At 57.5% G+C, this 25,578-nt stretch carries 22 protein-coding genes; 14 read left to right on the top strand and 8 right to left on the bottom strand.

The annotated features are described in order from the left end of the window. The first annotated feature begins 4 nt into the window (after positions 1 to 4). From araA to rluA, 5 genes are all read left to right on the top strand, one after another. Positions 5 to 1,507: an L-arabinose isomerase gene (araA, locus tag AB2B48_RS21595; protein ID WP_368300174.1), complete on the top strand. Its 1,503-nt coding sequence runs from the start codon at positions 5 to 7 to the stop codon at positions 1,505 to 1,507. Between the two features lie 126 nt (positions 1,508 to 1,633). Beyond that, the gene (araD, locus tag AB2B48_RS21590; protein WP_368300173.1) at positions 1,634 to 2,329 is read left to right on the top strand and encodes an L-ribulose-5-phosphate 4-epimerase; all 696 of its coding nucleotides are present in this window, start codon (positions 1,634 to 1,636) and stop codon (positions 2,327 to 2,329) included. 77 nt (positions 2,330 to 2,406) lie between these two features. After that, positions 2,407 to 4,764 (top strand): DNA polymerase II, encoded by a 2,358-nt coding sequence (polB, locus tag AB2B48_RS21585; RefSeq protein WP_368300172.1) that lies wholly within the window; start codon positions 2,407 to 2,409, stop codon positions 4,762 to 4,764. Between the two features lie 132 nt (positions 4,765 to 4,896). Beyond that, positions 4,897 to 7,803: an RNA polymerase-associated protein RapA gene (gene rapA / locus AB2B48_RS21580; RefSeq protein ID WP_368300171.1), complete on the top strand. Its 2,907-nt coding sequence runs from the start codon at positions 4,897 to 4,899 to the stop codon at positions 7,801 to 7,803. 11 nt (positions 7,804 to 7,814) lie between these two features. Next, positions 7,815 to 8,474, top strand: coding sequence for a bifunctional tRNA pseudouridine(32) synthase/23S rRNA pseudouridine(746) synthase RluA (rluA, locus tag AB2B48_RS21575; protein ID WP_185668589.1), 660 nt, complete (start codon positions 7,815 to 7,817; stop codon positions 8,472 to 8,474). Between the two features lie 100 nt (positions 8,475 to 8,574). Here the strand turns inward: rluA and djlA are convergent, their stop codons facing one another. Continuing rightward, positions 8,575 to 9,390 (bottom strand): co-chaperone DjlA, encoded by an 816-nt coding sequence (gene djlA / locus AB2B48_RS21570; protein ID WP_368300170.1) that lies wholly within the window; start codon positions 9,388 to 9,390, stop codon positions 8,575 to 8,577. 187 nt (positions 9,391 to 9,577) lie between these two features. On the opposite strand from djlA, the gene lptD reads away from it, so the two are divergent. Genes lptD through apaH form a run of 6 tightly spaced genes read left to right on the top strand, consistent with a single transcriptional unit; the run spans position 9,578 to position 16,329 of the window. After that, positions 9,578 to 11,950, top strand: a complete 2,373-nt coding sequence (lptD, locus tag AB2B48_RS21565; protein WP_368300169.1) for an LPS assembly protein LptD — start codon at positions 9,578 to 9,580, stop codon at positions 11,948 to 11,950. Positions 11,951 to 12,003: 53 nt separating this feature from the next. Then, complete coding sequence (surA, locus tag AB2B48_RS21560) at positions 12,004 to 13,290, top strand: peptidylprolyl isomerase SurA (RefSeq protein ID WP_185668592.1); 1,287 nt, start codon at positions 12,004 to 12,006, stop codon at positions 13,288 to 13,290. Then, a complete protein-coding gene (gene pdxA, locus AB2B48_RS21555) occupies positions 13,290 to 14,282 on the top strand; it encodes a 4-hydroxythreonine-4-phosphate dehydrogenase PdxA (protein ID WP_185668593.1) in 993 nt (330 codons plus the stop codon). The genes surA and pdxA overlap by 1 nt, the downstream gene beginning before the upstream one ends. Continuing rightward, the gene (gene rsmA, locus AB2B48_RS21550) at positions 14,275 to 15,096 is read left to right on the top strand and encodes a 16S rRNA (adenine(1518)-N(6)/adenine(1519)-N(6))-dimethyltransferase RsmA (RefSeq protein ID WP_035895418.1); all 822 of its coding nucleotides are present in this window, start codon (positions 14,275 to 14,277) and stop codon (positions 15,094 to 15,096) included. The genes pdxA and rsmA overlap by 8 nt, the downstream gene beginning before the upstream one ends. Positions 15,097 to 15,099: 3 nt before the next feature. Continuing rightward, positions 15,100 to 15,477: a Co2+/Mg2+ efflux protein ApaG gene (gene apaG, locus AB2B48_RS21545; protein ID WP_123650718.1), complete on the top strand. Its 378-nt coding sequence runs from the start codon at positions 15,100 to 15,102 to the stop codon at positions 15,475 to 15,477. A 3-nt stretch (positions 15,478 to 15,480) separates the two neighbouring features. Beyond that, complete coding sequence (gene apaH, locus AB2B48_RS21540) at positions 15,481 to 16,329, top strand: bis(5'-nucleosyl)-tetraphosphatase (symmetrical) ApaH (protein ID WP_185668594.1); 849 nt, start codon at positions 15,481 to 15,483, stop codon at positions 16,327 to 16,329. 103 nt (positions 16,330 to 16,432) lie between these two features. On the opposite strand, the gene folA is transcribed toward apaH, so the two are convergent. The 6 genes from folA to AB2B48_RS21510 all read right to left on the bottom strand — a co-directional run bounded on the left by folA (position 16,433) and on the right by AB2B48_RS21510 (position 23,218). Continuing rightward, positions 16,433 to 16,912 carry a type 3 dihydrofolate reductase gene (folA, locus tag AB2B48_RS21535; protein ID WP_368300168.1) on the bottom strand — a complete coding sequence of 160 codons (480 nt, stop codon included), beginning with the start codon at positions 16,910 to 16,912 and terminating at the stop codon, positions 16,433 to 16,435. A 157-nt stretch (positions 16,913 to 17,069) separates the two neighbouring features. Beyond that, on the bottom strand, positions 17,070 to 18,938 hold the full coding sequence (gene kefC / locus AB2B48_RS21530) for a glutathione-regulated potassium-efflux system protein KefC (RefSeq protein ID WP_368300167.1): 1,869 nt from the start codon (positions 18,936 to 18,938) through the stop codon (positions 17,070 to 17,072). Beyond that, positions 18,931 to 19,464, bottom strand: coding sequence for a glutathione-regulated potassium-efflux system oxidoreductase KefF (gene kefF, locus AB2B48_RS21525; protein ID WP_220440357.1), 534 nt, complete (start codon positions 19,462 to 19,464; stop codon positions 18,931 to 18,933). Before kefF ends, kefC begins: the two co-directional genes overlap by 8 nt. A gap of 120 nt (positions 19,465 to 19,584) precedes the next feature. Further along, entirely contained in the window at positions 19,585 to 20,895 is a 1,311-nt protein-coding gene (locus tag AB2B48_RS21520; protein ID WP_368301994.1) for an MFS transporter, read from the bottom strand. A gap of 57 nt (positions 20,896 to 20,952) precedes the next feature. Next, entirely contained in the window at positions 20,953 to 21,903 is a 951-nt protein-coding gene (locus AB2B48_RS21515) for a 2-hydroxyacid dehydrogenase (RefSeq protein ID WP_368300166.1), read from the bottom strand. A gap of 322 nt (positions 21,904 to 22,225) precedes the next feature. Beyond that, entirely contained in the window at positions 22,226 to 23,218 is a 993-nt protein-coding gene (locus tag AB2B48_RS21510) for a LacI family DNA-binding transcriptional regulator (protein ID WP_368300165.1), read from the bottom strand. 253 nt (positions 23,219 to 23,471) lie between these two features. Here AB2B48_RS21510 and idnO point away from each other — a divergent pair, with 253 nt between their 5' ends. From idnO to AB2B48_RS21495, 3 genes are read left to right on the top strand one after another with little or no spacing between them, the layout of a single operon-like run. Beyond that, positions 23,472 to 24,236, top strand: a complete 765-nt coding sequence (idnO, locus tag AB2B48_RS21505; RefSeq protein ID WP_185668598.1) for a gluconate 5-dehydrogenase — start codon at positions 23,472 to 23,474, stop codon at positions 24,234 to 24,236. Positions 24,237 to 24,251: 15 nt separating this feature from the next. Then, complete coding sequence (locus AB2B48_RS21500) at positions 24,252 to 24,782, top strand: gluconokinase (RefSeq protein WP_185668599.1); 531 nt, start codon at positions 24,252 to 24,254, stop codon at positions 24,780 to 24,782. Then, positions 24,779 to 25,246 (top strand): YhcH/YjgK/YiaL family protein, encoded by a 468-nt coding sequence (locus AB2B48_RS21495; RefSeq protein ID WP_220440355.1) that lies wholly within the window; start codon positions 24,779 to 24,781, stop codon positions 25,244 to 25,246. Before AB2B48_RS21500 ends, AB2B48_RS21495 begins: the two co-directional genes overlap by 4 nt. A 48-nt stretch (positions 25,247 to 25,294) precedes the next feature. On the opposite strand, the gene AB2B48_RS21490 is transcribed toward AB2B48_RS21495, so the two are convergent. Then, positions 25,295 to 25,528, bottom strand: coding sequence for a YgdI/YgdR family lipoprotein (locus tag AB2B48_RS21490; protein WP_035896033.1), 234 nt, complete (start codon positions 25,526 to 25,528; stop codon positions 25,295 to 25,297). Positions 25,529 to 25,578 lie beyond the last annotated feature (50 nt).

Here is a 25,578-nt window from a genome sequence, read left to right as displayed (position 1 = left end):
GACTATGACCGTTTTTGATAATTATGAAGTGTGGTTTGTCATTGGTAGCCAACACCTGTACGGGGCGGAAACGCTGCGCCAGGTGACGCAAAACGCGGAGCAGGTCGTCAAAGCCTTAAACACCGAAGCTAAGCTGCCGTGCAAACTGGTGCTGAAACCACTGGGCACGCGCCCGGATGAGATCACCGCCATCTGCCGCGATGCTAACTACGATGACAAATGCGCGGGGATGATCGTCTGGCTGCACACCTTCTCTCCGGCGAAGATGTGGATCAACGGCCTGACCATCCTCAACAAACCGCTGCTGCAGTTCCACACCCAGTTCAACGCATCTCTGCCGTGGGACAGCATTGATATGGACTTTATGAACCTGAACCAGACCGCGCACGGCGGCCGCGAGTTCGGCTTCATTGGTGCACGCATGCGTCAGCAGCATAGCGTAGTGACCGGCCACTGGCAGGATAAACGAGCCCACGAGCGTATCGGCTCCTGGATGCGCCAGGCCGTCTCTAAACAGGATACCCGTCAGCTGAAAGTGTGCCGCTTCGGCGACAACATGCGTGAAGTGGCGGTAACCGACGGCGATAAAGTGGCGGCGCAGATTAAGTTCGGTTTCTCCGTCAATACCTGGGCGGTCGGCGACCTGGTGCAGGTGGTTAACGCCGTGACCGACGGTGAAATCAGCGCGCTTATCGACGAGTACGAAAGCAGCTACCGCTTCACCGCTGCTACCCAAGTTCATGGCGACAAACGCCAGAACGTGCTGGACGCCGCACGTATTGAACTGGGGATGAAACGCTTCCTGGAAGAAGGCGGTTTCCACGCCTTCACTACAACCTTTGAAGATTTGCACGGCCTGAAGCAGCTTCCAGGCCTCGCCGTGCAGCGTCTGATGCAGCAGGGCTACGGCTTTGCGGGCGAAGGCGACTGGAAAACTGCCGCCCTGCTTCGCATTATGAAAGTGATGTCGACCGGTCTACAGGGCGGCACCTCATTTATGGAAGACTACACCTACCACTTCAACGGCGGTAACGACCTGGTGCTCGGTTCGCACATGCTGGAAGTCTGCCCGTCCATCGCCGTGGCGGAAAAACCGCTGCTTGATGTACAGCATCTGGGCATCGGCGGTAAAGCGGACCCTGCACGTCTTATCTTCAACACCCAGACCGGCCCGGCCGTTGTCGCCAGCCTGATTGACCTCGGCGACCGCTATCGCCTGCTGGTTAACACCATCGAAACGGTGAAAACCCCGCACGACCTGCCGAAACTGCCGGTGGCCAACGCGCTGTGGAAAGCCCATCCGAACCTGGAAACCGCCTCAGAGGCGTGGATCCTGGCGGGTGGCGCGCACCATACCGTATTCAGCCACGCGCTGACGCTGGACGATATGCGCCAGTTCGCTGAACTGCACGATATCGAAATTGCCGTCATCGACAACGACACCCACCTGCCAGCGTTCAAAGACGCGCTGCGCTGGAACGAAGTGTATTACGGGTTCAAACGTTAAGCCGATTTTCCCCTCACCCTAACCCTCTCCCCCAAGGGGAGAGGGAACCGATCGCGCACCTATTCGCCTTTCCTCCTCTCCCCCGGGAGAGGGCGGGGTGAGGGAAATTCAGACTCGGAGCAAAACATGCTAGAAGATCTCAAACGCCAGGTGCTGGAAGCCAATCTGGCGCTGCCAAAACACAATCTGGTCACCTTGACCTGGGGCAACGTCAGCGCCGTCGACCGCGAGCGTGGCGTACTGGTTATCAAACCGTCCGGTGTCGATTACAGCGTAATGACCGCCGACGATATGGTGGTGGTCAGCCTGGAAACCGGTGAAGTGGTTGAAGGACGCAAAAAGCCTTCCTCAGATACACCAACCCATCGCCTGCTGTACCAGGCATTTCCAACCCTGGGTGGCATCGTGCACACCCACTCCCGCCACGCGACCATCTGGGCGCAGGCAGGGCAGCCCATCCCGGCAACCGGCACCACCCACGCGGACTATTTCTACGGCTCGGTGCCCTGCACGCGCCTGATGACCGACGCGGAGATCAACGGCGACTACGAATGGGAAACCGGCGCGGTGATCGTTGAAACCTTCCGCGAGAATGACATCGACCCGGCGCAAATGCCCGGCGTGCTGGTGCACTCCCACGGCCCGTTTGCCTGGGGCAAGAATGCCGAAGACGCGGTACATAACGCCATCGTGCTGGAAGAGATTGCCTATATGGGTATCTTCTGCCGTCAACTCGCACCGCAGTTGCCGGACATGCAGCAGACGCTGCTGGATAAACACTATCTGCGCAAACATGGGGCAAAAGCTTATTACGGGCAGTAACACCTGTATAAACCACCAGCACTCTCCCTTAAACCAGGCTATAATCAAGCCTGGTTTTTTTATGGATGAGCTCACGCGTGACCCAGCCCCAAGCAGGTTTTCTTCTTACCCGTCACTGGCGGGATACCCCGCAGGGTACCGAACTGGCTTTCTGGCTGGCGACCGATAACGGCCCGCTGCAGGTCACGCTACCGCCGCAGGAGTCAGTGGCCTTTATCCCCGAAGCCCAGCGCGCACAGGTGGAACGCCTGCTGCAGGGCGAAAACGGCCTGCGCCTGGCCCCGCTCACGCTCAAAGACTTTCACCGTCAGCCGGTATTCGGCCTTTATTGCCGCGCCCATCGCCAGTTGATGCGGCTGGAAAAACTGCTGCGGGAAAACGGCATTACCGTCTACGAAGCCGACATTCGCCCGCCAGAGCGCTACCTGATGGAGCGTTTTATTACCGCGCCGGTATGGGTAGAAGGCACGCTGCGAGGTGCGGCACTGACGCAGGCACGCATGAAGCCCAACCCGGAGTACCGGCCGCCGTTGAAGTGGGTGTCGCTGGATATCGAAACCAGCCGCCACGGTGAGCTCTACTGCATTGGCCTTGAAGGCTGCGGGCAGCGCACCGTCTATATGCTTGGCGCAGAGCCCGAGCAGCCGCCGCAGGTGGATTTTCATCTTGAATATGTCGCCAGCCGCCCGCTGCTGCTGGAAAAACTCAACGCCTGGTTTGCTGAGCACGACCCGGACGTACTGATTGGCTGGAACGTGGTGCAGTTCGACCTGCGCGTACTGCAAAAGAGCGCCGAACGCTACCGGGTGCCTCTGCTACTTGGGCGCGGCAACAGCGAACTGGAGTGGCGCGAGCACGGCTTTAAGAACGGCGTGTTCTTCGCCCAGGCCGCCGGTCGCCTGATTATCGACGGCATCGACGCGCTAAAATCCGCTTTCTGGAGCTTTACCTCGTTTTCACTGGAGAACGTCGCCCGGGAACTGCTGGGCGAAGGCAAAGCCATCGATAACCCGTGGGACCGAATGGACGAAATTGACCGCCGTTTCGCCGAAGATAAGCCTGCGTTAGCCACCTATAACCTCAAAGACTGCGAGCTGGTCACGCGCATCTTCCACAAAACCGAGATCATGCCGTTTTTACTGGAACGCGCGACGGTCAACGGGCTAGCAGTCGACCGGCACGGCGGCTCGGTAGCGGCCTTCAGCCACCTTTATTTCCCGCGTATGCACCGCCTGGGCTACGTCGCACCCAATCTCGGCGAAGTGCCGCCGCAGGCGAGCCCCGGCGGCTACGTGATGGACTCGCGCCCTGGCCTGTACGACTCCGTGCTGGTGTTGGACTACAAAAGCCTGTACCCGTCGATCATCCGCTCGTTTCTGATTGACCCGGTAGGGCTGATTGAAGGCATGGCGCACCCGGATACACAGCACAGCACCGAAGGCTTTCTCGACGCCTGGTTCTCTCGCGACAAACACTGCCTGCCGGGGATCGTCAGCCAGATCTGGCACGCCCGCGATGAAGCCAAGCTGCATAAAAACAAACCCCTGTCGCAGGCGTTGAAGATCATTATGAATGCCTTCTATGGCGTACTGGGCACCAGCGCCTGCCGCTTTTTCGATCCGCGACTGGCGTCGTCGATCACCATGCGCGGCCACGCGATCATGCGTCAGACCAAAGCGCTGATTGAATCTCAGGGTTATGACGTGATTTACGGCGACACCGACTCCACCTTCGTCTGGCTTAAACGGGCTCATGGCGAGGAAGAGGCCGGGGTCATTGGCCGCTCGCTGGTCGAGTTTGTTAACCAGTGGTGGGCCGAAGAACTACAGAAAAAAGGGCTGACCAGCGCGCTGGAGCTGGAGTTTGAAACCCACTTCTGCCGCTTCCTGATGCCGACCATCCGCGGCGCCGATACCGGCAGCAAAAAGCGCTATGCGGGAATGATACAGGAAGGCAACGAACAGCGGATGCTGTACAAAGGGCTGGAAACGGTACGTACCGACTGGACGCCGCTGGCGCAGCAATTCCAGCAGGCGCTTTATCTACGCATCTTCCGCAATGAGCCGTACCGTGACTTTATCCTTGAAACCATCGATAAGCTGATGGCGGGCGAGCTCGATGAACAGCTGGTCTACCGCAAGCAGCTGCGCCGCCCACTGGCGGAATATCAGAAAAATATTCCACCACACGTGCGCGCCGCCCGCCTTGCCGATGAGCACAACGTGCGGTTAGGCCGCCCGCAGCAATACCAACAGCGCGGCAGCATTCGCTACGTCTGGACCACCAACGGCCCGGAACCCGTGGCCTACCAGCAATCACCGCTCGATTACGACCACTACCTGACGAAACAATTAGCCCCGGTAGCCGAAGGAATTCTCCCCTTTGTCGACGATGATTTTGCTACAATAGTGACAGGGCAACTGGGTCTATTTTGACAGGTGACTAACGTCTCGCCATCCAGTACCATAGCGCCCTTTCCATTCCTGGACCAAATTCACTCGCCGCCTGCTTTCAAAGGTGGTGGATGAATATTGCCTGCAATTTATTAAAGATAGAGCCGAACGCATATGCCTTTTACACTTGGTCAACGCTGGATCAGCGATACAGAAAGCGAACTGGGACTTGGTACCGTTGTTGCAATGGATGCACGCACCGTCACCCTACTCTTTCCGGCAACCGGAGAGAATCGTCTGTATGCCCGTAGCGACTCCCCCGTGACCCGCGTAATGTTTAATCCCGGCGACACGGTAACAAGCCATGAAGGCTGGCAGTTGCTCGTTGACGAAGTTATCGAAGAAAATGGCCTGTTGGCCTACATTGGCACCCGCCAGGACACCGAAGAGACCGGCGTCATGATGCGTGAAGTGCTGCTCGACAGCAAACTGGTGTTCAGCAAGCCGCAGGACCGTCTCTTTGCCGGGCAGATCGACCGTATGGACCGCTTTGCTCTGCGCTACCGCGCGCGTAAATACCAGAGTGAACAGTACCGCATGCCGTGGAGCGGCCTGCGCGGCCAGCGCACGAGCCTTATTCCGCACCAGCTCAATATCGCCCATGACGTGGGCCGTCGCCATGCGCCGCGCGTCCTGCTGGCGGACGAAGTGGGTTTAGGTAAAACCATCGAAGCCGGGATGATCCTGCACCAACAGCTGCTGTCCGGTGCCGCTCAGCGCGTACTGATCATCGTCCCGGAAACCCTGCAGCATCAGTGGCTGGTTGAAATGCTGCGCCGCTTCAACCTGCGCTTTGCACTGTTCGACGACGAACGCTACGCCGAAGCCCAGCACGATGCCTACAACCCGTTTGAAACCGAACAGCTGGTTATCTGCTCGCTGGATTTCGTGCGCCGCAACAAGCAGCGCCTGGAGAACCTGTGCGAAGCCGAGTGGGATATCATGGTGGTCGACGAAGCGCACCACCTGGTGTGGAGCGAAGAAGCACCAAGCCGCGAATATCAGGCCATTGAACAGCTCGCCGAACGCGTGCCTGGCGTACTGCTGCTGACGGCAACCCCGGAACAGCTGGGGATGGAAAGCCACTTTGCGCGTCTGCGCCTGCTGGATCCAAACCGCTTCCACGATTTTGAGCAGTTTGTTGAAGAACAGAAAAACTACCGCCCGGTCGCCGATGCCGTCGCCCTGCTGCTGGCAGGCAACAAGCTCAGCAACGACGAACTGAACATGCTGGGTGAGCTGATTGGCGAGCAGGATATCGAAGCCCTGCTGCAGACCGCTAACAGCGATCGCGACGGTGCAGAAGCCGCTCGTCAGGAACTGATCAGCATGCTGATGGACCGCCACGGCACCAGTCGCGTGCTGTTCCGTAACACCCGTAACGGCGTGAAAGGCTTCCCGAAACGCGAACTGCACACCATCAAGCTGCCGCTGCCGATGCAGTATCAGACGGCGATTAAAGTCTCCGGCATTATGGGTGCCCGTAAGAGCGCAGAAGAACGCGCCCGCGACATGCTCTACCCGGAGCAGATTTATCAGGAGTTTGAAGGCGATACCGGCACCTGGTGGAACTTCGACCCGCGCGTGGAATGGTTGATGGGCTACCTGACCAGCCACCGCGCGCAGAAAGTACTGGTGATCTGCGCCAAGGCCGCCACCGCGCTACAGCTGGAGCAGGTTCTGCGCGAGCGCGAAGGCATCCGTGCCGCCGTGTTCCACGAAGGCATGTCGATTATTGAACGTGACCGTGCCGCCGCCTGGTTCGGCGAAGAAGACAGCGGCGCACAGGTGCTGCTGTGCTCGGAAATCGGTTCTGAGGGCCGTAACTTCCAGTTCGCCAGCAATCTGGTGATGTTCGACCTACCGTTCAACCCGGACCTGCTGGAGCAGCGTATCGGCCGTCTGGACCGTATCGGTCAGGCGCACGACATTCAGATTCACGTGCCGTTCCTGGAAAAAACCGCCCAGTCGGTGCTGGTTCGCTGGTTCCACGAAGGGCTGGACGCGTTTGAGCACACCTGCCCAACCGGCCGTACCATCTACGACAGCGTGCATGACCAGCTGATTAACTACCTGGCGGCGCCGGAAAACAGCGATGGCTTCGACGACCTCATCAAGAGCTGCCGCGAGCAGCACGAAGCGCTGAAAACCCAGCTGGAACAGGGCCGTGACCGTCTGCTGGAGATCCACTCCAACGGCGGTGAAAAAGCGCAGGCACTGGCGGAAAGCATCGAAGAGCAGGATGACGACACCAACCTGATCGCCTTTGCGATGAACCTGTTTGATATCGTCGGTATCAACCAGGACGATCGCGGCGAGCACCTGATCGTGCTGACCCCATCTGACCACATGCTGGTGCCGGACTTCCCGGGTCTGCCGGAAGACGGCTGTACCGTGACCTTCGAGCGTGACGTAGCGCTGTCCCGCGAAGACGCACAGTTCCTGACCTGGGAACACCCGCTGATTCACAACGGCCTGGATCTGATCCTCTCCGGTGATACCGGCAGCAGCACCATTTCCCTGCTGAAAAACAAAGCGCTGCCGGTGGGTACGCTGCTGGTCGAGCTGATTTACGTGGTTGAAGCGCAGGCACCGAAACAGCTGCAGCTCAACCGCTTCCTGCCGCCAACGCCGGTGCGTATGCTGCTGGATAAAAACGGCACCAACCTCGCCGCCCAGGTTGAGTTTGAGACCTTCAACCGTCAGCTCAGCGCGGTGAACCGCCATACCGGCAGTAAGCTGGTGAACGCGGTACAGCAGGACGTGCATACCATTCTGCAAAAAGGCGAAGCGCAGATTGAGCAAGCCGCTCAGGCGCTGATTACCGCCGCCCGCGAAGAGGCGGACGAGAAGCTCAGCGCGGAACTGTCGCGCCTGGAAGCGTTGAAAGCGGTGAACCCAAACATCCGCGACGACGAACTGTCCGCGATTGAAAGCAACCGCCAGCAGGTGATGGAAAGCCTGTCACAAGCGGGATGGCGTCTGGACGCGCTGCGTCTTATCGTCGTCACTCACCAGTAACCGGAGCCGCTATGGGCATGGAAAACTATCATCCGCCACGGGATCCGTGGCTGGTGATCCTCTACCAGGACGAGCACATTATGGTGGTCAACAAGCCCAGCGGCCTGTTGTCCGTCCCGGGCCGCCAGGAAGAGCATAAAGACAGCGTCATGACCCGCGTGCAGCGCGACTATCCGCAGGCGGAGTCCGTGCACCGCCTCGATATGGCGACCAGCGGCGTCATCGTCGTCGCCCTGACCAAAGCGGCAGAAAGAGAACTGAAACGTCAATTCCGCGAGCGCGAGCCGAAAAAGCAGTACGTCGCGCGTGTGTGGGGTCACCCGCAGCCGCAGGAAGGCCTGGTGGATTTACCGCTGATTTGCGACTGGCCAAACCGGCCGAAGCAGAAAGTGTGTTATGAAACCGGCAAGGCCGCGCAGACGGAGTATGAAGTGCTGGAGTATGCGCCGGATAACACCGCGCGGGTGAAGCTCAAGCCCATTACCGGGCGTTCACACCAGCTGCGCGTGCATATGCTGGCACTGGGTCACCCGATTCTGGGCGACCGCTTTTATGCCCACGACGAGGCGTTAGCGATGGCGCCGCGTTTGCAGCTGCATGCCGAGACGTTAACCATTACCCATCCGCAGTTTGGCAACAGCATGACGTTTAAGGCACCGGTCGATTTTTAGATTGTGCCATGGTTTTCCCGGGGTCGCTTGCGCTCGCCCGGGCTACAAATGTGCACGAATGTAGCCCGGGCGAGCGCAAGCGACCCCGGGTTCATACACCTTACTTAAATCCCTTCTGTTCTTTTATTAGCTCGTACGCTTTCTGAATTTCCTGCGCCTTCTGCTTGGCCATCTCCATCATCTCCGGCGGTAACCCTTTGGCCACCAGCTTATCCGGGTGATGTTCGCTCATCAGCTTACGATAGGCACGTTTGATGGTGGTGGCATCATCGCTCGGCTTCACGCCCAGCACGTTGCACGCATCTTCAAGCGTTGGGCCGCGCTGTGCCTGCTGCCAACCGCCGCCCTGAGACTGCTGATGGTAGCCGCCGCCAAACTGTGCGCCGCCCTGCATCATGCGCAGGAACTGGTCGAACTGGGCGTGGGAGATCCCCAACTCTTCGGCAATGACGTACAGCACGTCACGTTCGTTCGGGTGCAGGGAACCGTCGGCAAAAGCCGCCTGGATCTGAATTTCCAGGAACATACGAATAAGATCAAAACGACCAAAGCAGACGCTACGGAACTGACGCATTTTTTCGCGCAGCGGATAGTTGTCGGCTTTACCAACGCGAAACGCCTGCTGCGCTGCGGTACGAGATTCACCGTGCAGATTCATCCGGTCCATAAACAGGCTGGCGACATGAATATCCGCTTCGGTAACGCGCCCTTTCGATTTGGTCAGGTGGCCCATCACTTCAAAGGTGGTGGCAAAAAACAGCGACTGACGCTGCTGTTGATTGGCAAACCAGTTCATGCGACGACTGCGCGCCTTATCAAACATGTGGCCCACGAGCAGCCCGAGGACAACACCCCAGAACCCTCCGCCCATCATCAGAGCGACGGCCACACCAATCACTTTTCCCCAATACTGCATATACTCCCCAAATCGTCATGCCAGCGGCTAAAATATGCATTATCATACCTGTCATTCAATGCCGTGCATAACACCTCTGGCACGAACGGGCAGGATAAACAAAACTAGCGTCATCACGATGAGTACGTTAGTCTCTGACCGTTTGCAAGCCGCAATGCTATAGATGACGGAACAACAAATACAACGTATGAAAAAACGTATTCCCACTCTCCTCGCGACTATGATCGCCAGCGCCTTGTACAGTCAGCAGGGAATGGCTGCCGATCTCGCATCTCAATGTATGCTTGGCGTACCCAGTTACGATCGCCCGTTAGTGAGTGGTAAACCTAACGACCAGCCGGTGACCATCACCGCCGATCACGCGAACGGTAACTACCCGGACAACGCCGTGTTTACCGGCAACGTCGATATTAATCAGGGAAATAGCCGTTTGCAGGCCGATGAAGTTCAGCTTCATCAAAAGCAGCCTGATGGGCAGCCTACACCGGTTCGTACCGTCGATGCACTCGGCAACGTTCACTACGATGATAATCAGGTTATTCTTAAAGGGCCGAAAGCCTGGTCAAACCTGAATACCAAAGATACTAACGTCTGGAAAGGTGACTACCAGATGGTCGGCCGTCAGGGCCGCGGTACCGCAGATGTCATGAAACAGCGCGGCGAAAACCGCTATACCATTCTGGAAAACGGTACCTTTACCTCCTGTCTCCCTGGTTCAAACACCTGGAGCGTGGTGGGTAGCGAAGTGATCCACGACCGCGAAGAGCAGGTCGCGGAGATCTGGAACGCCCGCTTCAAAATTGGCCCGGTTCCGGTCTTCTACAGCCCGTATCTGCAGCTTCCGGTCGGTGACAAACGTCGCTCCGGCTTCCTGATACCGAACGCGAAATACGGCAGTACGAACCACTTTGAGTTCTCGCTGCCGTATTACTGGAACATCGCGCCAAACATGGATGCGACCATCACGCCGCACTATATGGACAAGCGTAGCGGCGTCATGTGGGAAAACGAATTCCGCTATCTGACCGATGCCGGTCAGGGCCTGTTTGAGCTCGACTATCTGCCTTCAGACAGCGTCTACTCCAGTGAACACCCTAACGATGAGAATAGCCGCCGCTGGCTATTCTACTGGCAGCACGCCGGGGTGATGGATCAGGTATGGCGCTTCAACGTCGACTACACCAAAGTCAGCGATCCGGACTACTTTAACGACTTTGACTCGAAATACGGTTCAAGTACCGACGGCTACGCCACGCAAAAGCTGAGCGTCGGTTATGCGGTGCAAAACTTCGATGCCACCGTATCAACGAAACAGTTCCAGGTCTTCGACCGCAGCAACAGCAACTCCTATTCGGCAGAGCCGCAGCTGGATATCAACGCCTACCAGAACGACGTCGGTCCGTTTGATACCCATCTCTACGCGCAGGCGGTGAAGTTCACCAACACCAACAGCACCATGCCGGAAGCAACGCGTGTTCACCTGGAGCCGACCGTCAATCTGCCGCTGGGTAACCGTTGGGGTAGCCTCAATACCGAAGCGAAGCTGCTGGCCACGCACTACAACCAGAGCAATATCGACAACTACAACAACGACTCGAGCAACGCGAACACGCTGGCCAGCTCGGTCAACCGCACCCTGCCGCAGCTGAAAGTTGACGGTAAGATGGTGTTTGAACGAGATGTGGCGCTGAGTCCGGGCTATACCCAGACGCTGGAACCACGTATGCAGTATCTGTACGTGCCGTACCGCGATCAGAGCAAAATTAACAACTACGACTCCACTTTCCTGCAGTCCGACTACTCTAGCCTGTTCCGCGACCGTACCTACAGCGGCCTTGACCGCATCGCCTCCGCAAACCAGTTAACGACCGGCGTCACATCGCGTATTTATGATGACGCTGCCGTTGAACGTTTTAACGTTTCTGTTGGTCAAATCTACTATTTCACCGAGTCCCGTACCGGTGATGACAACATTAACTGGGAGAAAAACGACAAAACGGGCTCGCTGGTTTGGGCAGGTGATACCTACTGGCGCATCAGCGACCAGTGGGGCTTACGCAGCGGCGTTCAGTACGATACGCGTCTGAACAACATCTCCACCAGCAGTACAGCCATTGAATGGCGTCGGGACGAAGAGCGTTTGGTGCAGTTGACTTACCGTTATGCCAGCCCGGAATATATTCAGGCAACGCTGCCGACGAGTTACTCCACCAACGATCAGTATCGTGAAGGCATTTCGCAGGTAGGCGCCACGGCAAGCTGGCCAATCGTCGATCGCTGGTCCGTTGTCGGTGCTTACTACTATGACACCAACACCGGTAGCGCCGCCGACCAGATGCTGGGCGTGCAGTACAACTCCTGCTGCTACGCTATCCGCGTAGGCTACGAGCGTAAGCTCAACGGCTGGGACTACGACAGCAACAGCAAGACTGGCGGGCAGGCCAAATATGACAACTCCATCGGCTTCAACATTGAGCTGCGTGGTCTGAGCTCCAACTACGGTCTGGGTACCCAGCAGATGCTGCGTTCCAACATCATGCCGTACCAGAGCTCTCTGTAATATCACTGGTTAGACACATCATCCGCATTGCGGTTAATTGAAATGGAAAAAGTATGAAGAACTGGAAAACGCTGCTTCTCGGTATCGCCTTAGTTGCGAATACCAGCTTCGCTGCCCCGCAGGTTGTCGATAAAGTAGCAGCCGTCGTGAACAACGGCGTTGTCCTTGAAAGCGATGTTGATGGTCTGATGCAGTCCGTCAAAATGAACTCCGGCCAGGCGGGTCAGCAGCTGCCGGACGATGCGACCCTTCGCCACCAGATCCTGGAACGTCTGATCATGGATCAGATTATCCTGCAGATGGGGCAGAAAATGGGCGTGAAGATCTCTGACGAGCAGCTCGATCAGGCGATCGCCAACATCGCGAAGCAGAACAACATGACGATGGATCAGATGCGCAGCCGTCTGGCCTACGATGGGATGAACTACAACACCTATCGTAACCAGATCCGCAAAGAGATGCTGATCTCCGAAGTGCGTAACAACGAAGTGCGTCGCCGCATCACCGTGTTGCCGCAGGAAGTGGACGCGCTGGCAAGCCAGATTGGCAACCAGAACGATGCCAGCACCGAGCTGAACCTCAGCCACATCCTGGTTCCATTGCCGGAAAACCCAACCTCCGATCAGGTCAATGAAGCGCAGAGCCAGGCCGAATCTATCGTTGAGCAGGCTCGCAACGGCGCCGACTTCGGTAAGCTTGCGATCACCTACTCTGCCGACCAGCAGGCGCTGAAAGGCGGCCAGATGGGCTGGGGTCGTATTCAGGAACTGCCGGCTATCTTCGCCCAGGCGCTGAGCACGGCGAAAAAAGGCGATGTCGTCGGTCCAATTCGTTCCGGTGTGGGCTTCCACATTCTGAAAATCAACGATATGCGCGGCCAGACGCAGAATATCAATGTCACCGAAACCCACGCTCGCCACATCCTGCTGAAGCCGTCGCCAATTATGACCGACGACCAGGCACGTGCGAAGCTGGAGCAGGTTGCAGCGGATATCCGCAGCGGCAAAACCACCTTTGAGAAAGCGGCTAAAGAGCTGTCTCAGGATCCAGGCTCTGCTAACCAGGGCGGTGATTTAGGTTGGGCAACGCCGGATATCTACGATCCATCATTCCGCGATGCGCTGATGAAGCTGAACAAAGGCCAGATGAGCGGCCCGGTTCACTCTTCCTTCGGCTGGCACCTGATTCAGCTGCTCGATACGCGTAACGTTGACCGTACCGACGCGGCGCAGAAAGATCGTGCTTACCGCATGCTGATGAACCGTAAGTTCTCTGAAGAAGCCGCGACCTGGATGCAGGAACAGCGCGCAAGCGCCTACGTTAAAATTCTGAGCAACTAATGACGCAACACGCTCGTGTCGTTATCACTCCCGGCGAACCCGCCGGGATTGGTCCGGATCTCGCGATCCAACTGGCCCAGCGCGACTGGCCGCTCGAACTGGTCGTTTGCGCTGATGGCCGCCTGCTCACCGAGCGGGCTACGCTTCTCGGCCTTCCCCTCACGCTACTGCCCTACTCCCCCGAAAAACCGGCTGCACCACAGCGCGCTGGCACGCTCACGCTGCTGCCCGTGGCACTGCATGCCGAGGTCATTCCAGGAACGCTGAACGTCGCGAACGGGGGCTACGTCGTTGAGACGCTGGCGCGCGCCTGCGACGGTTGCCTGAGCGGTGAGTTTGCCGCGCTGGTCACCGGGCCGGTGCATAAAGGCATTATTAACGATGCTGGCGTCGCCTTTACCGGGCACACCGAGTTCTTCGAAGAGCGTGCTGGCGCACCGAAAGTGGTGATGATGCTGGCAACCGAGGAGCTGCGCGTGGCGCTGGCGACTACCCACCTGCCGCTGAAAGCGGTGAGCGATGCCATCACGCCGGACCTGCTGCGGGAAGTGATTACCATCCTGCACGATGACCTGCAGAACAAGTTTGGTCTTGCCGAACCGCACGTGCTGGTCTGCGGCCTGAACCCGCACGCGGGCGAAGGCGGACATATGGGTACGGAAGAGATAGACACCATTATTCCGGTGCTGGAAGAGATGCGGGCAAAGGGGATGAATCTAAGCGGGCCGCTGCCTGCCGATACCCTTTTCCAACCAAAGTATCTGGACCATGCCGATGCGGTGCTCGCAATGTACCACGATCAGGGCCTACCCGTGCTAAAATACCAGGGATTTGGTCGCGGCGTGAACATTACGCTCGGTCTACCCTTTATTCGCACCTCCGTTGACCATGGTACCGCCCTTGAACTGGCAGGCCAGGGGAAAGCGGATGTCGGCAGTTTTATTACGGCGCTTAATCTCGCCATCAAAATGATTGTTAACTCTAATGAATAATCGAGTCCATCAGGGCCACTTAGCCCGTAAACGCTTCGGGCAAAACTTTCTCAACGATCAATTCGTGATCGACAGTATTGTTGCGGCCATTAACCCGCAAAAAGGCCAGGCCATGGTTGAAATCGGCCCGGGTCTTGCCGCGCTGACCGAGCCGGTTGGCGAACGTCTTGACGAAATGACCGTTATCGAACTGGACCGCGACTTAGCCGCGCGTCTGCAAACGCACCCGTTCCTGGGGCCGAAGCTGACTATTTATCAGCAGGATGCCATGACCATGAACTTTGGCGAGCTGTCTGAGAAGCTCGGCCAACCGCTGCGCGTGTTCGGTAACCTGCCGTACAACATCTCCACGCCGCTGATGTTCCACCTGTTTAGCTATACTAACGCTATTGCAGACATGCACTTCATGCTGCAAAAAGAGGTGGTTAACCGTCTGGTTGCCGGTCCAAATAGTAAAGCCTATGGTCGTCTGACCGTCATGGCGCAATACTACTGCAACGTGATCCCGGTACTTGAAGTGCCGCCAACCGCGTTCACGCCACCGCCAAAAGTGGATTCCGCCGTCGTACGCCTGGTGCCACATAGCACTAAACCGTACCCGGTAAAAGATGTCCGCGTTCTGAGCCGTATTACGACCGAAGCCTTTAACCAGCGTCGTAAAACTATCCGCAACAGTCTGGGCAATCTGTTCAGCGTTGAGCTGTTGACGGAGCTGGGTGTAGACCCGGCCATGCGCGCGGAAAATATCTCTGTTGCGCAGTACTGCCGGATGGCCAACTATCTGTCAGAGAATGCGCCCTCGAAGGAGAGCTAAACCATGATCGATTCGCCGCGAGTTTGCGTCCAGGTACAGAGCGTCTACATTGAGACGCACTCCCAGCCGGAAGAAGAGCGTTACGTTTTTGCTTATACGGTGACCATTCGCAATCTCGGGCGAAGCGCGGTACAGCTTCTCGGCCGTTACTGGCTGATTACTAACGGCCACGGCCGTGAAACTGAAGTTCAGGGCGAAGGTGTTGTCGGCGTGCAGCCGCACATCGAGCCCGGTGAAGAATATCAATATACCAGCGGCGCCGTGCTGGAAACTCCGCTCGGCACCATGCAGGGTCACTACGATATGGTCGATGTAGACGGCGTGCCGTTCTCCATCGACATTCCCGTTTTCCGTCTCTTTGTTCCCACGCTGATTCATTAAAACATGGCTACATACCTTATTGGCGACGTTCACGGTTGCTTTGACGAGTTAATTGCTCTGCTCGAGCAGGTGGCGTTCACCCCGGACGTCGATACCCTATGGCTGACAGGTGACCTGGTTGCTCGCGGCCCCGGTTCGCTGGAAGTGCTGCGCTACGTAAAATCGCTGGGCGACTGCGTAAAAGTGGTACTCGGTAATCACGATCTGCACTTGCTGGCCGTATTTGCCGGCATCAGCCGCAACAAGCCGAAGGATCGCCTGAACCCGCTGCTGGAAGCGCCGGATGCCGACGAGTTGCTCAACTGGCTGCGTCGTCAGCCGTTGATGCAGGTCGATGAAGAGAAAAAGCTGGTGATGGCGCACGCGGGTATTACACCGCAGTGGGATATGGAAACCGCTAAACAGTGCGCGCGCGACGTTGAAGCGGTGCTCTCAAGCGACTCCTATCCGTTCTTCCTCGATGCCATGTACGGCGATATGCCCAACAACTGGTCGCTGGATCTCTCCGGTCTGGCGCGCCTGCGCTTTATCACCAATGCCTTTACCCGCATGCGCTACTGCTTCCCGAACGGCCAGCTGGATATGTACAGCAAAGAGTCGCCGGAGAACGTGCCTGCGCCGCTGAAGCCGTGGTTTATGCTGCCAGGGCCGATTACCGATGAGTACAGCGTGGCCTTTGGTCACTGGGCATCGCTGGAAGGTAAAGGTACGCCGGAAGGGATTTACGCGCTGGATACCGGCTGCTGCTGGGGCGGAGATTTAACCTGCCTGCGCTGGGAAGATAAACAGTACTTTGTACAACCGTCGAACCGTAAGCTAGCGCCTGGCGAGAGCGAGGCGGTGGCGTCGTAGTTCGGTGCATCCCCATAGAAAAATAAAAACGCCGGGTTCTCACCCGGCGTTTTTTTGCTTTGGTAGCCCGGCCAAGCGAAGCGCCGCCGGGAAAGGCTCGGTCTTAACGACGCTCGAGCACCTCAAAGCAGTAGCTATGAGAGTTCTGCTCATCCGCATCATGGAACTCGCTGAACACCGACTCCCACTGGTCTGGGTCGTAATCCGGGAAATGGGTGTCGCCTTCCACTTCGGCATCAATGTGCGTCAGATACAGCTTCTGCGCTTTCGGCAGGAACTGCTCGTATACGCGGCCACCGCCAATCACCATAATCTCGTCTACGTCGCCGCAGGCAGCGATCGCTTCATCGACCGATTTCACCCACTGTACGCGATCGTCAGTGCCCGGTTGGCTGCTGATGACGATGTTCTTACGGCCCGGCAACGGGCGGCCAATGGACTCCCAGGTCAGGCGGCCCATCACCACCGGTTTGTTTAAGGTATTACGTTTAAACCAGGCCAGATCGGCTGGCAGGTCCCAGGGCATGGCGTTTTCCATACCGATAACGCGATCTACCGCTAGTGCAGCAATCAGACTGATCATTGAGTGTGTCCCAGATACGAAAAAAAATTGTCGCCACTATACGGAAAGCTTAATCTTTCGTCGACTGGCAGCCAGGTAAAGAAGAAGAAAATTTTTCGTTTTGCTGGCAAGTCCACGGTAGGTTAAGTGGACAGCCAGCATTACACCTAATACGGCATCAGAGCGTCGGCTTTACTTCCGGCTCGTCTTCTGGATTACCGCTATGTTTTCCCTCTTCCGTTCCCTGCCAGCCGTGGCGCTGAATCACCGACAGGTGGTTGCGATCTTCGTTGATAATCTCGGTGAGCATGGCGCTGGTACGTTTAAACGCCGCTGCCCGCGAAGTGTCATCGTTTTCCGCCATCTCCACCATCTCTTCCATCAGCTGCGTGTTAAAGCGACGGAACAGGTCGGCACGCTCGCGCGCCTCATAGGCGCCAAGCCCCAGTGACTCCAGCGCCTGACGACCCGACTTCAGCGCCCCCTCAAAGGTTTCACGCTCCGGTGCGTCTACCCCGGCCTGACGCAGCTTGATGTAGTGCTCAACGTCGCGGGCGCGTGCAATAATCGTCAGATTCGGGAAGTGCTCTTTTGCCACCTCGGTTAGCTCAAGGCTCGCCTGCGGATCGTCAATGGCGTTAATCAGCACCTCGGCCTTCGCCGCGCCTGCCGACTCCAGCAGATCGGCTCGCGTTGCATCGCCGTAAAAGACTTTCATATCGAATTTACGCAGCGTATCGACGTGATCCGGGTCGTGATCGAGGACTACCATTTTCACCCCGCTCGATAGCAATAAGCGGCCGGTAATCTGCCCGAAACGCCCGAAGCCAGCGATAATCACCCGTGGCTGTTCCTCATCGATTTCATCCGCTTCGCGCGCATCGCCCGCGCTGTTGCGTTTTTCCAGACGGGTTAGCAGCACCAGCAGAATTGGCGTCGCCGCCATTGACAGGGCCACCGCCAGCGTCAGCGCCTTCGCCCATTCTGGATCCAGCACGTTGGCCATCTGTGCGGCACCAAACACCACGAAGGCAAACTCACTCCCCTGCCCCAGCAGCGCCGCGAACCACAGGCGCTGCGAGCGCGGCACCTGAAGCGGTTTGGCAATCAGCCACAGCAGAACGGACTTAATCACCAGGAAGCCGACCAGCAGCGTAATAATGCGCAGCGGGTTATGAATCAGCGTACCAAAGTCGATGGACATCCCGACGCCGATAAAGAACAGCCCCAACAGCAGCCCTTTAAACGGCTCGATATCGCTCTCCAGCGCGTGACGGTACTCGGAGCTCGCCAGCAGCACCCCGGCGAGGAATGCGCCCATCGCCATCGATAGCCCGACCTCTTCCAGCAGTAAGCCAAAGCCAAAGACCAGGAACAGGGCCACGGCGCTGAATACTTCGCGCAGACCGGAGCGCGCCACGAAGCGTAACAGCGGTCGCGTAACATAGCGCCCCAGCATCACCACCAGCGCCAGCGCCCCGGCCACCTTCAGCGCCGAGAACGCAAAGGCGCCGAGCGTGGTGGAACCGCCGCTGCTCGCCAGCAGTGGGATCATCGCTACCAGAGGAATGGCTGCAATATCCTGGAACAGCAGCACCGCAAAGGCGCTACGCCCCACCTGCGTCACCGTCAGGTTGCGTTCATTCATCGCCTGCATGGCAATCGCGGTAGACGACAGCGCCAGCGTCATGCCGATAAGCTCCGCCACCTGCCAGCGCAGGCCAAGGAAGATACAGAAGACGCCAATTAACGCGCCGCACAGCACCATCTGCAAGAGACCACCGCCAAACACCGAGGCGCGGAGTTTCCAGAGACGCTGCGGGTCCAGCTCAAGGCCAATCACGAACAGCATCAGTACCACGCCGATTTCGGCAAAGTGCAGAATAGACTCGGCGTCGGTCACCAGCCGCAGCCCCCAGGGGCCGATAATACAGCCAGCAATCAGGTAGCCGAGCACCGAGCCCAGCCCCAGACGGACGGCGATGGGCACAATCAGCGCCGCCGAACCGAGATAAATCAGCGCCTGTATTAGCGTATGGCTATCCATTGTTGTGCTCCTCCTGCCAGGCCAGTAACCGTTGTTTGTAGTGTCGCGCCTGCGCCTGCAGCGTCTCTTCGTCGCAGATAAACGTGCAGTGGACGGCAAACGGCGGCAACCATTTCATGCCGCAGTACACCGCGGTGGCCTCCAGCGGCTGTCCCAGCACGTCAAAGCCTGGATGTGATCCAATATCAAAGTGGCTTTCGCCGCCGCCGGTGGTGACCGCCCACATCACGCTTTTGCCGTGCAGCGCCGTGCCGCCGTGACCGTAGGCCCAACCGTGCGCCAGCACTTTGTCTAGCCACAGCTTCAGCAGCGGCGGCGTGCTGTACCACTGCATCGGGTGCTGCAGAATGACCAGATCGGCGCGGGAGAGCGCCTCCTGTTCGGCGGCAACGTCGATATTAAAATCGGGATAGAGGTGATAGAGAGAACGGACTTCAACGCCGTCGAGCGTCCTTACCTGCTCAAGCATCCGCTTATTCGCATGCGAGTGATGCGGATAAGGATGCGCATAAATAATAAGAATCATAATTCGCCTGTCTTACTTCATTATTTTATTCCTGAGTTTAGACAGTTAATGATGACACTTACAGGATCAGATCACACAACAGCAGGAATTGGGGGGCGTGAGAACCACGCCCCGGCAGGGTCAGGAAGGTTGGTTGGCTGGTTTATCCGCCACAGGCGGTTCGTCAGATGATGCGGTCAGGTCGCACTGTTTTGGCAGGAAGAAGGTGAGGGTCCCGGCGATAATCAACGAGCCCGCCAGCGCGCACACCGCCACGTTCTGGCCATAGAAGTAGATCATCACCCCGACCAGATACGGCCCGCAGAAGCCGCCCAGGTTACCCAGGCCGTTGATCACACCACGTGCGCTGCCCGCCACTTCCGGCATGGCAATACGCCCCGGAATTGACCAGAACGGGCTGGTCGCCGCTTTCAGGAAGAAGCCACACACCACCAGCGCGATATAGGCCGCCACCACATGGTCGCGCAGCACCACCGAAGCCAGCAGCGCGGCGGCAAAACCGTAGAGCGAGAAGCGAACCCACAAACGCCGCTTCCCGCTGCGGTCGCTGAACAGGGAGATAATGTAGATCCCGGCAAGCGTGGCGATAAATGGCAGGATGGCCAGCACGCCCACGCTCGCCATATTGGCGCCGGTCAGGTTCTTGAGGATCGTCGGCAGCCACAGCGTGTAGCCGTAATCCCCGGTCTGGTAGAAGAAGTTGAGCAGTACCAGCTTCATCAGCCCCGAGTTGCGGAACACTTCCCGCACCGGCGCGTTGCTGACCGGCGCTTCTGAACGTCGAGCCTCTCGCTCGGCGGTCAGCGCGGTTATCAGATACTCACGCTCACGCTCCGGCAGCCAGCGCGCCTCCTCCGGGCGGTCGCTAATCATCAGCCACCATACGGTCAGCACCACCAGCGACAGCAGCCCTTCAATGATAAACAGCCAACGCCAATCGAGCGCCGAGATAATCGCCCCGGAGACCGGCGCGGTGAGCATGCCGCCCAGCGGGGCAAACATCATTACAAAGGCGTTCGCACGGCCAATCTCTTTTTCCGGGAACCAGTTACTGACCATCGTCAACACCACCGGCAGCATGCCGCCCTCGGACACGCCGAGGATAAAACGCAGCGCCAGTAACTGGTATTCGTGAGTCACAAAACCGGTAGCAATCGAGACAATCGCCCACGCCAGCAGCGACCAGGCGATAAAACGCTTACCGCTGCCGTGAACCGCAATGCGCCCGCCCGGTATTTGCAAAAAGAGATAGCCAATAAAGAATATCCCGCTCGCGACCCCCGCCATCTGGCTGGTAATACCCAGGTCGGACTCCATGCCGCCGGGCAGCGCGAAGCTGATATTAACCCGGTCCATAAACGAAATAATGCACGCGATGAGAACAGGCGCAATGATGCGCAGCCAGCGAGTGCCAGGTATTTTCTCATTCATCATTCATACTCTCTCTCGAGGGGAAGCCATGCTCAGCATGGCAAAAAGAACCGAGGATTAATCAATGGCATTCGGTAAAGGCGTCGCGTTGAAAAAGGCGTCGACGTTCTTGAACACCACCTCGCTCATCCGTTGGCGGGTTTCGTGGGTAGCGCTCGCTACGTGCGGCAGCAGCACCACGTTATCCATGGCAATCAGCGCCTCAGGCACATGCGGCTCTTCTTCGTACACATCCAGCCCAGCACCGGCAATGACACCGTTTTGCAGGGCGTGAATCAGGGCTTTCTCATCCACCAGGGTGCCGCGCGCGATGTTAATCAGCCACGCGTGTTTTGGCATCACGTTAAACACGCTGGCATCGATCAGCCCGCGGTTTGCCGCGCCGCCAGAAGCGGCAATCACCAGAAAATCGCTTTCGTGGGCCAGGGTGTGCAGGTCGGCACACCACTGATAGTCAACGTGATTTAGCTTTTTGCGGTCGGTGTAGAGGATCTCCATATCAAATCCGCTGGCGCGACGGGCAATGGCCTGGCCGATGTTACCCATGCCAAAGATACCGAGGCGTTTACCGCTAACCTGAGTCGCCAGCCCCGGCCCCTGCTTCAGCCATTTGCCTTCGCGAACAAATTTATCGCCCTGGCAGAGCTGGCGCGCGCCCGCCAGCAACAGCCCCATCGCCAGGTCGGCAACGTCGTTGGTCAGCACGCCGGAAGTGATGGTGACGGCAATGTCATGAGCGCGGGTATAGTCGAGATCCACCGCGTCAGTACCAACACCAAACACCGCCACCAGCCCGGCGTTAGGCAACTGTTCCAGCACGGCGCGGGTGACGCCGATATCACCACGGGTGACCACCGCCTGCACCTGATGGCCGACGTCGCGTAAGAAAGCCTGCGGGTCAGCCTGTTCATACAGACGATAGACCTGGAAAGCGGTGGAGAGTTTATCCATCAGGCCGTCTACGACCGGGGCAATCAACAGTACCGTGTTTGGGTTTGCAATATTCATCGTGTTACCTGTTTAAGCGTTTATACACTTCATCCTTCAAGCCGCCTCGGCGTTGGCTGCGCTCGCTCACCTCAGTCACTTACTTTAGTAAGCTCCTGGGGATTCACTCGCTTGCCGCCTTGATGCAACTTGAAAGATGTTGTGTAGAGAAATTTGTTACGCCTATCAAACGGGTTTTCGCGATGTCATTTTGCGATCTGCATCACGGCAGATCGTGTTAGAAATCCGTGTTACGGATGACGTGATCGTGGAAGCAAAAGCCCGCAGGAATGCGGGCTGAATGGCAACAATTGAATAACATGGCCGACGTGGCGGGCGAAGGCTAGATGGTTTCGCCCATCGATAAACGATAGTGCAGGTCAACCTTCTCGATAGTAGGTAACCCTTTTATTTTTTTGATTAAAATCTCGGTGGCGACCTTGCCCATTTCAAAGCGCGGGGTCAATACGCTCGCCAGACGCGGGCTAACCACCTGGCCCATCTCCAGCCCGTGGAAGCCCGCAATCGCCATCTCCTGCGGCACCGTGATACCCGAAGCGATGCACTCCTGTAACACCCCGACCGCCAGGTCATCGTTGGTGCAGAGAATAGCGTCCATCTCTTTATACATCTGACGGGCAAGGGTCATCATGCCGGTGCCAATTGACACCGAAGAGACTTTGTTTGGCGCTATGCGCCCGACGGCCAGACCCGCCTCCTCCATTGCCCGGCAGTAGCCCGCATAGCGCTGCTCATCGCGAATATCCGACATCGAGCCAAAATAGATAATCTGCTTTTTTCCGCTCGCCAGCAGCATATTGGTCATATCCAACCCGGCGCGGTAATTATCAAAGCCCACGTTAATGCGATCGGCGTTATCCGATAGCCCCATCACCTCGGCAATAGGGATTTTTGCAGCTTTCAGGTATTTCTCCGCCCGCAGCGTATGGACCGATTCGGTTAATAGCAGCGCCTTGACGTTCAGCGCCAGCACGGTAGCAATCTGTTCCTCTTCACGCTGGCTGTCGTAATCGTAGTTCACCACCAGCGTTTGATAGCCGTGGGCGGTGGTGACCGATTCAATACCTGCCAGCACGTCGGAGAAAATCTGATTATTAAAGGAGGGGACGAGCACGCCAATGCGCGGCGCAACGTTGCTACTTATGGCGGGATTGTCGGCATCCGGCTGGTAGCCCACCTCTTCAATCACGCTGGCAATACGTTCAGCGGTTTCCGGCTTCACCTTCTCGGGGGTGCGTAAATAGCGGCTGACGGTCATTTTGGTTACCCCCGCCAGCGCGGCGATATCCTCTAACGTGATGCGTTGTACTTTCATTAGCCCTGCCCGTCATTGCCGAAATCCCGTGGCCTATTATGCCAGCAGGTTACAAAAAAGAGAAAGCGATAACCCATCGTCAAAGCCCCGTATGGCGCGGTTTTCGCCCAGTTTTCCTCTTCAGGATCACACATGCTGTAACCCCTTTTTGTAACATAGTTGAGAGTGATCTTCATCACAGTTTCACCGAGGCAAAAACCGTGAGATAGAGAGCATCTTCTTGGCGCATCGGCTCGCAATACAGGACACTGTGATGAACAACTTATTCAGCCTGCAAGGCAAACGCATTTTAATTACCGGTTCCGGACAAGGTATCGGCTACGTGATGGCTCAGGGACTGGCCCAGTACGGCGCGGAAATCATCATCAACGATATCTCCGCAGAACGCGCCGAGCAGGCTGCGATGAAACTCCGCGACGAGGGTGCCACCGCCCATACTGCGGTCTTTAACGTCACCGACCCGGAGTCGGTGGAAAACGCTATTGCCGATATTGAAACTCGCATCGGCGCTATCGACGTACTGTTTAATAACGCCGGCATCCAGCGCCGCCACCCGTTCACCGAGTTTCCGGTGAAAGAATGGAACGACGTGATTGCCGTGAACCAGACCGCCGTTTTCCTGGTTTCCCAGGCCGTGGCCAAACGCATGATGACGCGCGGCGCGGGGAAAATCGTCAATATCTGCTCGATGCAGAGCGAACTGGGCCGCGACACCATCACCCCGTACGCCGCCGCCAAAGGCGCGGTCAAAATGCTGACTCGCGGAATGTGCGTGGAACTGGCACGCCATAACATTCAGGTTAACGGTATCGCTCCTGGCTACTTTAAAACCGCCATGACCCAGGCGTTGGTTGACGATAAAGCCTTCACCGACTGGCTGTGCAAACGTACGCCAGCCGCCCGCTGGGGCGACCCGCAGGAGCTGGTTGGTGCGGCGGTATTCCTGTCGTCAAAAGCCTCTGATTTTGTAAATGGGCATCTGCTGTTTGTTGACGGCGGCATGCTGGTTGCCGTCTGAGTCGGGAGCAAAACCATGGCAGGACAGTGCATTATTTTAATGGGCGTCTCCGGCACCGGAAAAACCACCGTCGGGCAGGCGCTTTCCCAGGCGCTGGGGGCGAAGTTTATCGACGGCGATGACCTTCACCCACGGGCCAATATCGTCAAAATGGCCGCCAGCCAGCCGCTGGAGGATAGCGACCGCCAGCCGTGGCTGGAACGTATTGGCGATGTGATCTTTAGCCTCGGGCAGAAAAACGAGTCCGGCGTGCTGGTCTGCTCGGCGCTGAAAAAGCGCTACCGCGACCAGCTGCGCGCGGGTAATCCGCATCTGCGCTTCCTGTGGCTGACCGGTGACTACGACTGCATCTTGCAACGTATGCAGGCGCGCAAAGGCCACTTTATGCCGGAAGCGTTGCTGCGAAGCCAGTTTGCCGCGCTGGAAGCCCCAGACGACCGCGAGCCGGACATTCTGCCGGTCGATATTTCCGGCGATGTACCGGGCATTGTTGCCCGCTCGCTCACCCTTTTAGCCCATCAACCCGCATCGGGAGTTCCGGCATGATTATCGACACGCTGTACAACGCGGAGAAAACCGCCTTTTATCCGCAGGCTATCCGCAAGGCGCTGCGCGCCGTGATCCAACAGGAGCCACACACCCTGCCGCCGGGTAAATATACCGTCGATGGCGATAACCTGTTCTTCAACGTGGTAGAAGGAGAAAGCAAGCCGCTGGCCGAGCAGCGCCCGGAGTATCATCGTCAATATATTGATATTCACATCGTACTGAAGGGTGAAGAGATTATTGGGGCGGGTAATAAGGGACTGGAGATTGTCGAGGACGGCGCGTTTAACGACGCGCATGATATCGGCTTCTGCACGCAAATCAGCAGCGAAACGCTGATTCACCTGCACCCGGAAGAGATTGCCATCATCTTCCCCGGCGAGCTTCACCGCCCGATGAGCAGCCTTGGCGCGGGCGCACCGCTGCGTAAAATCATCGTCAAAATCAATAGCGCATTGATTTAAACGTTATGCGCTGGCCCCGCACTGCATTCGCGGGGCCACGAATAACGTTTAGTTATCGAGCTCACCCATCGACCTAACCTGATCGCGGTTAATCTGTTCGGTTTTGCCGGTTTCAGCATTTTTGTACGACACCAGGCCGGTATCTTCATCGACCTGCGGTTTCCCGTCGGTGACGATAGTCTTCCCGTCGGTGGTTTTTAACGCCTGGTTGGATGAACACCCAGCAACGGTAAAGAGCGCGCCGGCGGTCAGAATCGCTACGGTAAGTCGCTTATATTGCATCATGTTTCCCTCCTGCTTCTCAGCTAAAATCGTTATCACTCTAACCATTT

The organism is Kluyvera sichuanensis (genome assembly GCF_040930405.1).
Lineage (GTDB): Bacteria > Pseudomonadota > Gammaproteobacteria > Enterobacterales > Enterobacteriaceae > Kluyvera > Kluyvera sichuanensis.
The sequence above is the reverse complement of the archived record's forward strand: the minus strand, read 5'-3'. Positions and strand labels throughout refer to the sequence as shown.

Bases quoted from the DNA above. Each gene is read 5' to 3' on its own strand.
- araA (WP_368300174.1), top strand. From the start codon at position 5: ATGACCGTTTTTGATAATTATGAAGTGTGGTTTGTCATTGGTAGCCAA.
- araD (WP_368300173.1), top strand. From the start codon at position 1,634: ATGCTAGAAGATCTCAAACGCCAGGTGCTGGAAGCCAATCTGGCGCTG.
- rapA (WP_368300171.1), top strand. From the start codon at position 4,897: ATGCCTTTTACACTTGGTCAACGCTGGATCAGCGATACAGAAAGCGAA.
- rluA (WP_185668589.1), top strand. From the start codon at position 7,815: ATGGGCATGGAAAACTATCATCCGCCACGGGATCCGTGGCTGGTGATC.
- djlA (WP_368300170.1), bottom strand. From the start codon at position 9,390: ATGCAGTATTGGGGAAAAGTGATTGGTGTGGCCGTCGCTCTGATGATG.
- lptD (WP_368300169.1), top strand. From the start codon at position 9,578: ATGAAAAAACGTATTCCCACTCTCCTCGCGACTATGATCGCCAGCGCC.
- surA (WP_185668592.1), top strand. From the start codon at position 12,004: ATGAAGAACTGGAAAACGCTGCTTCTCGGTATCGCCTTAGTTGCGAAT.
- pdxA (WP_185668593.1), top strand. From the start codon at position 13,290: ATGACGCAACACGCTCGTGTCGTTATCACTCCCGGCGAACCCGCCGGG.
- rsmA (WP_035895418.1), top strand. From the start codon at position 14,275: ATGAATAATCGAGTCCATCAGGGCCACTTAGCCCGTAAACGCTTCGGG.
- apaG (WP_123650718.1), top strand. From the start codon at position 15,100: ATGATCGATTCGCCGCGAGTTTGCGTCCAGGTACAGAGCGTCTACATT.
- apaH (WP_185668594.1), top strand. From the start codon at position 15,481: ATGGCTACATACCTTATTGGCGACGTTCACGGTTGCTTTGACGAGTTA.
- folA (WP_368300168.1), bottom strand. From the start codon at position 16,912: ATGATCAGTCTGATTGCTGCACTAGCGGTAGATCGCGTTATCGGTATG.
- kefC (WP_368300167.1), bottom strand. From the start codon at position 18,938: ATGGATAGCCATACGCTAATACAGGCGCTGATTTATCTCGGTTCGGCG.
- kefF (WP_220440357.1), bottom strand. From the start codon at position 19,464: ATGATTCTTATTATTTATGCGCATCCTTATCCGCATCACTCGCATGCG.
- AB2B48_RS21520 (WP_368301994.1), bottom strand. From the start codon at position 20,895: ATGAATGAGAAAATACCTGGCACTCGCTGGCTGCGCATCATTGCGCCT.
- AB2B48_RS21515 (WP_368300166.1), bottom strand. From the start codon at position 21,903: ATGAATATTGCAAACCCAAACACGGTACTGTTGATTGCCCCGGTCGTA.
- AB2B48_RS21510 (WP_368300165.1), bottom strand. From the start codon at position 23,218: ATGAAAGTACAACGCATCACGTTAGAGGATATCGCCGCGCTGGCGGGG.
- idnO (WP_185668598.1), top strand. From the start codon at position 23,472: ATGAACAACTTATTCAGCCTGCAAGGCAAACGCATTTTAATTACCGGT.
- AB2B48_RS21500 (WP_185668599.1), top strand. From the start codon at position 24,252: ATGGCAGGACAGTGCATTATTTTAATGGGCGTCTCCGGCACCGGAAAA.
- AB2B48_RS21495 (WP_220440355.1), top strand. From the start codon at position 24,779: ATGATTATCGACACGCTGTACAACGCGGAGAAAACCGCCTTTTATCCG.
- AB2B48_RS21490 (WP_035896033.1), bottom strand. From the start codon at position 25,528: ATGCAATATAAGCGACTTACCGTAGCGATTCTGACCGCCGGCGCGCTC.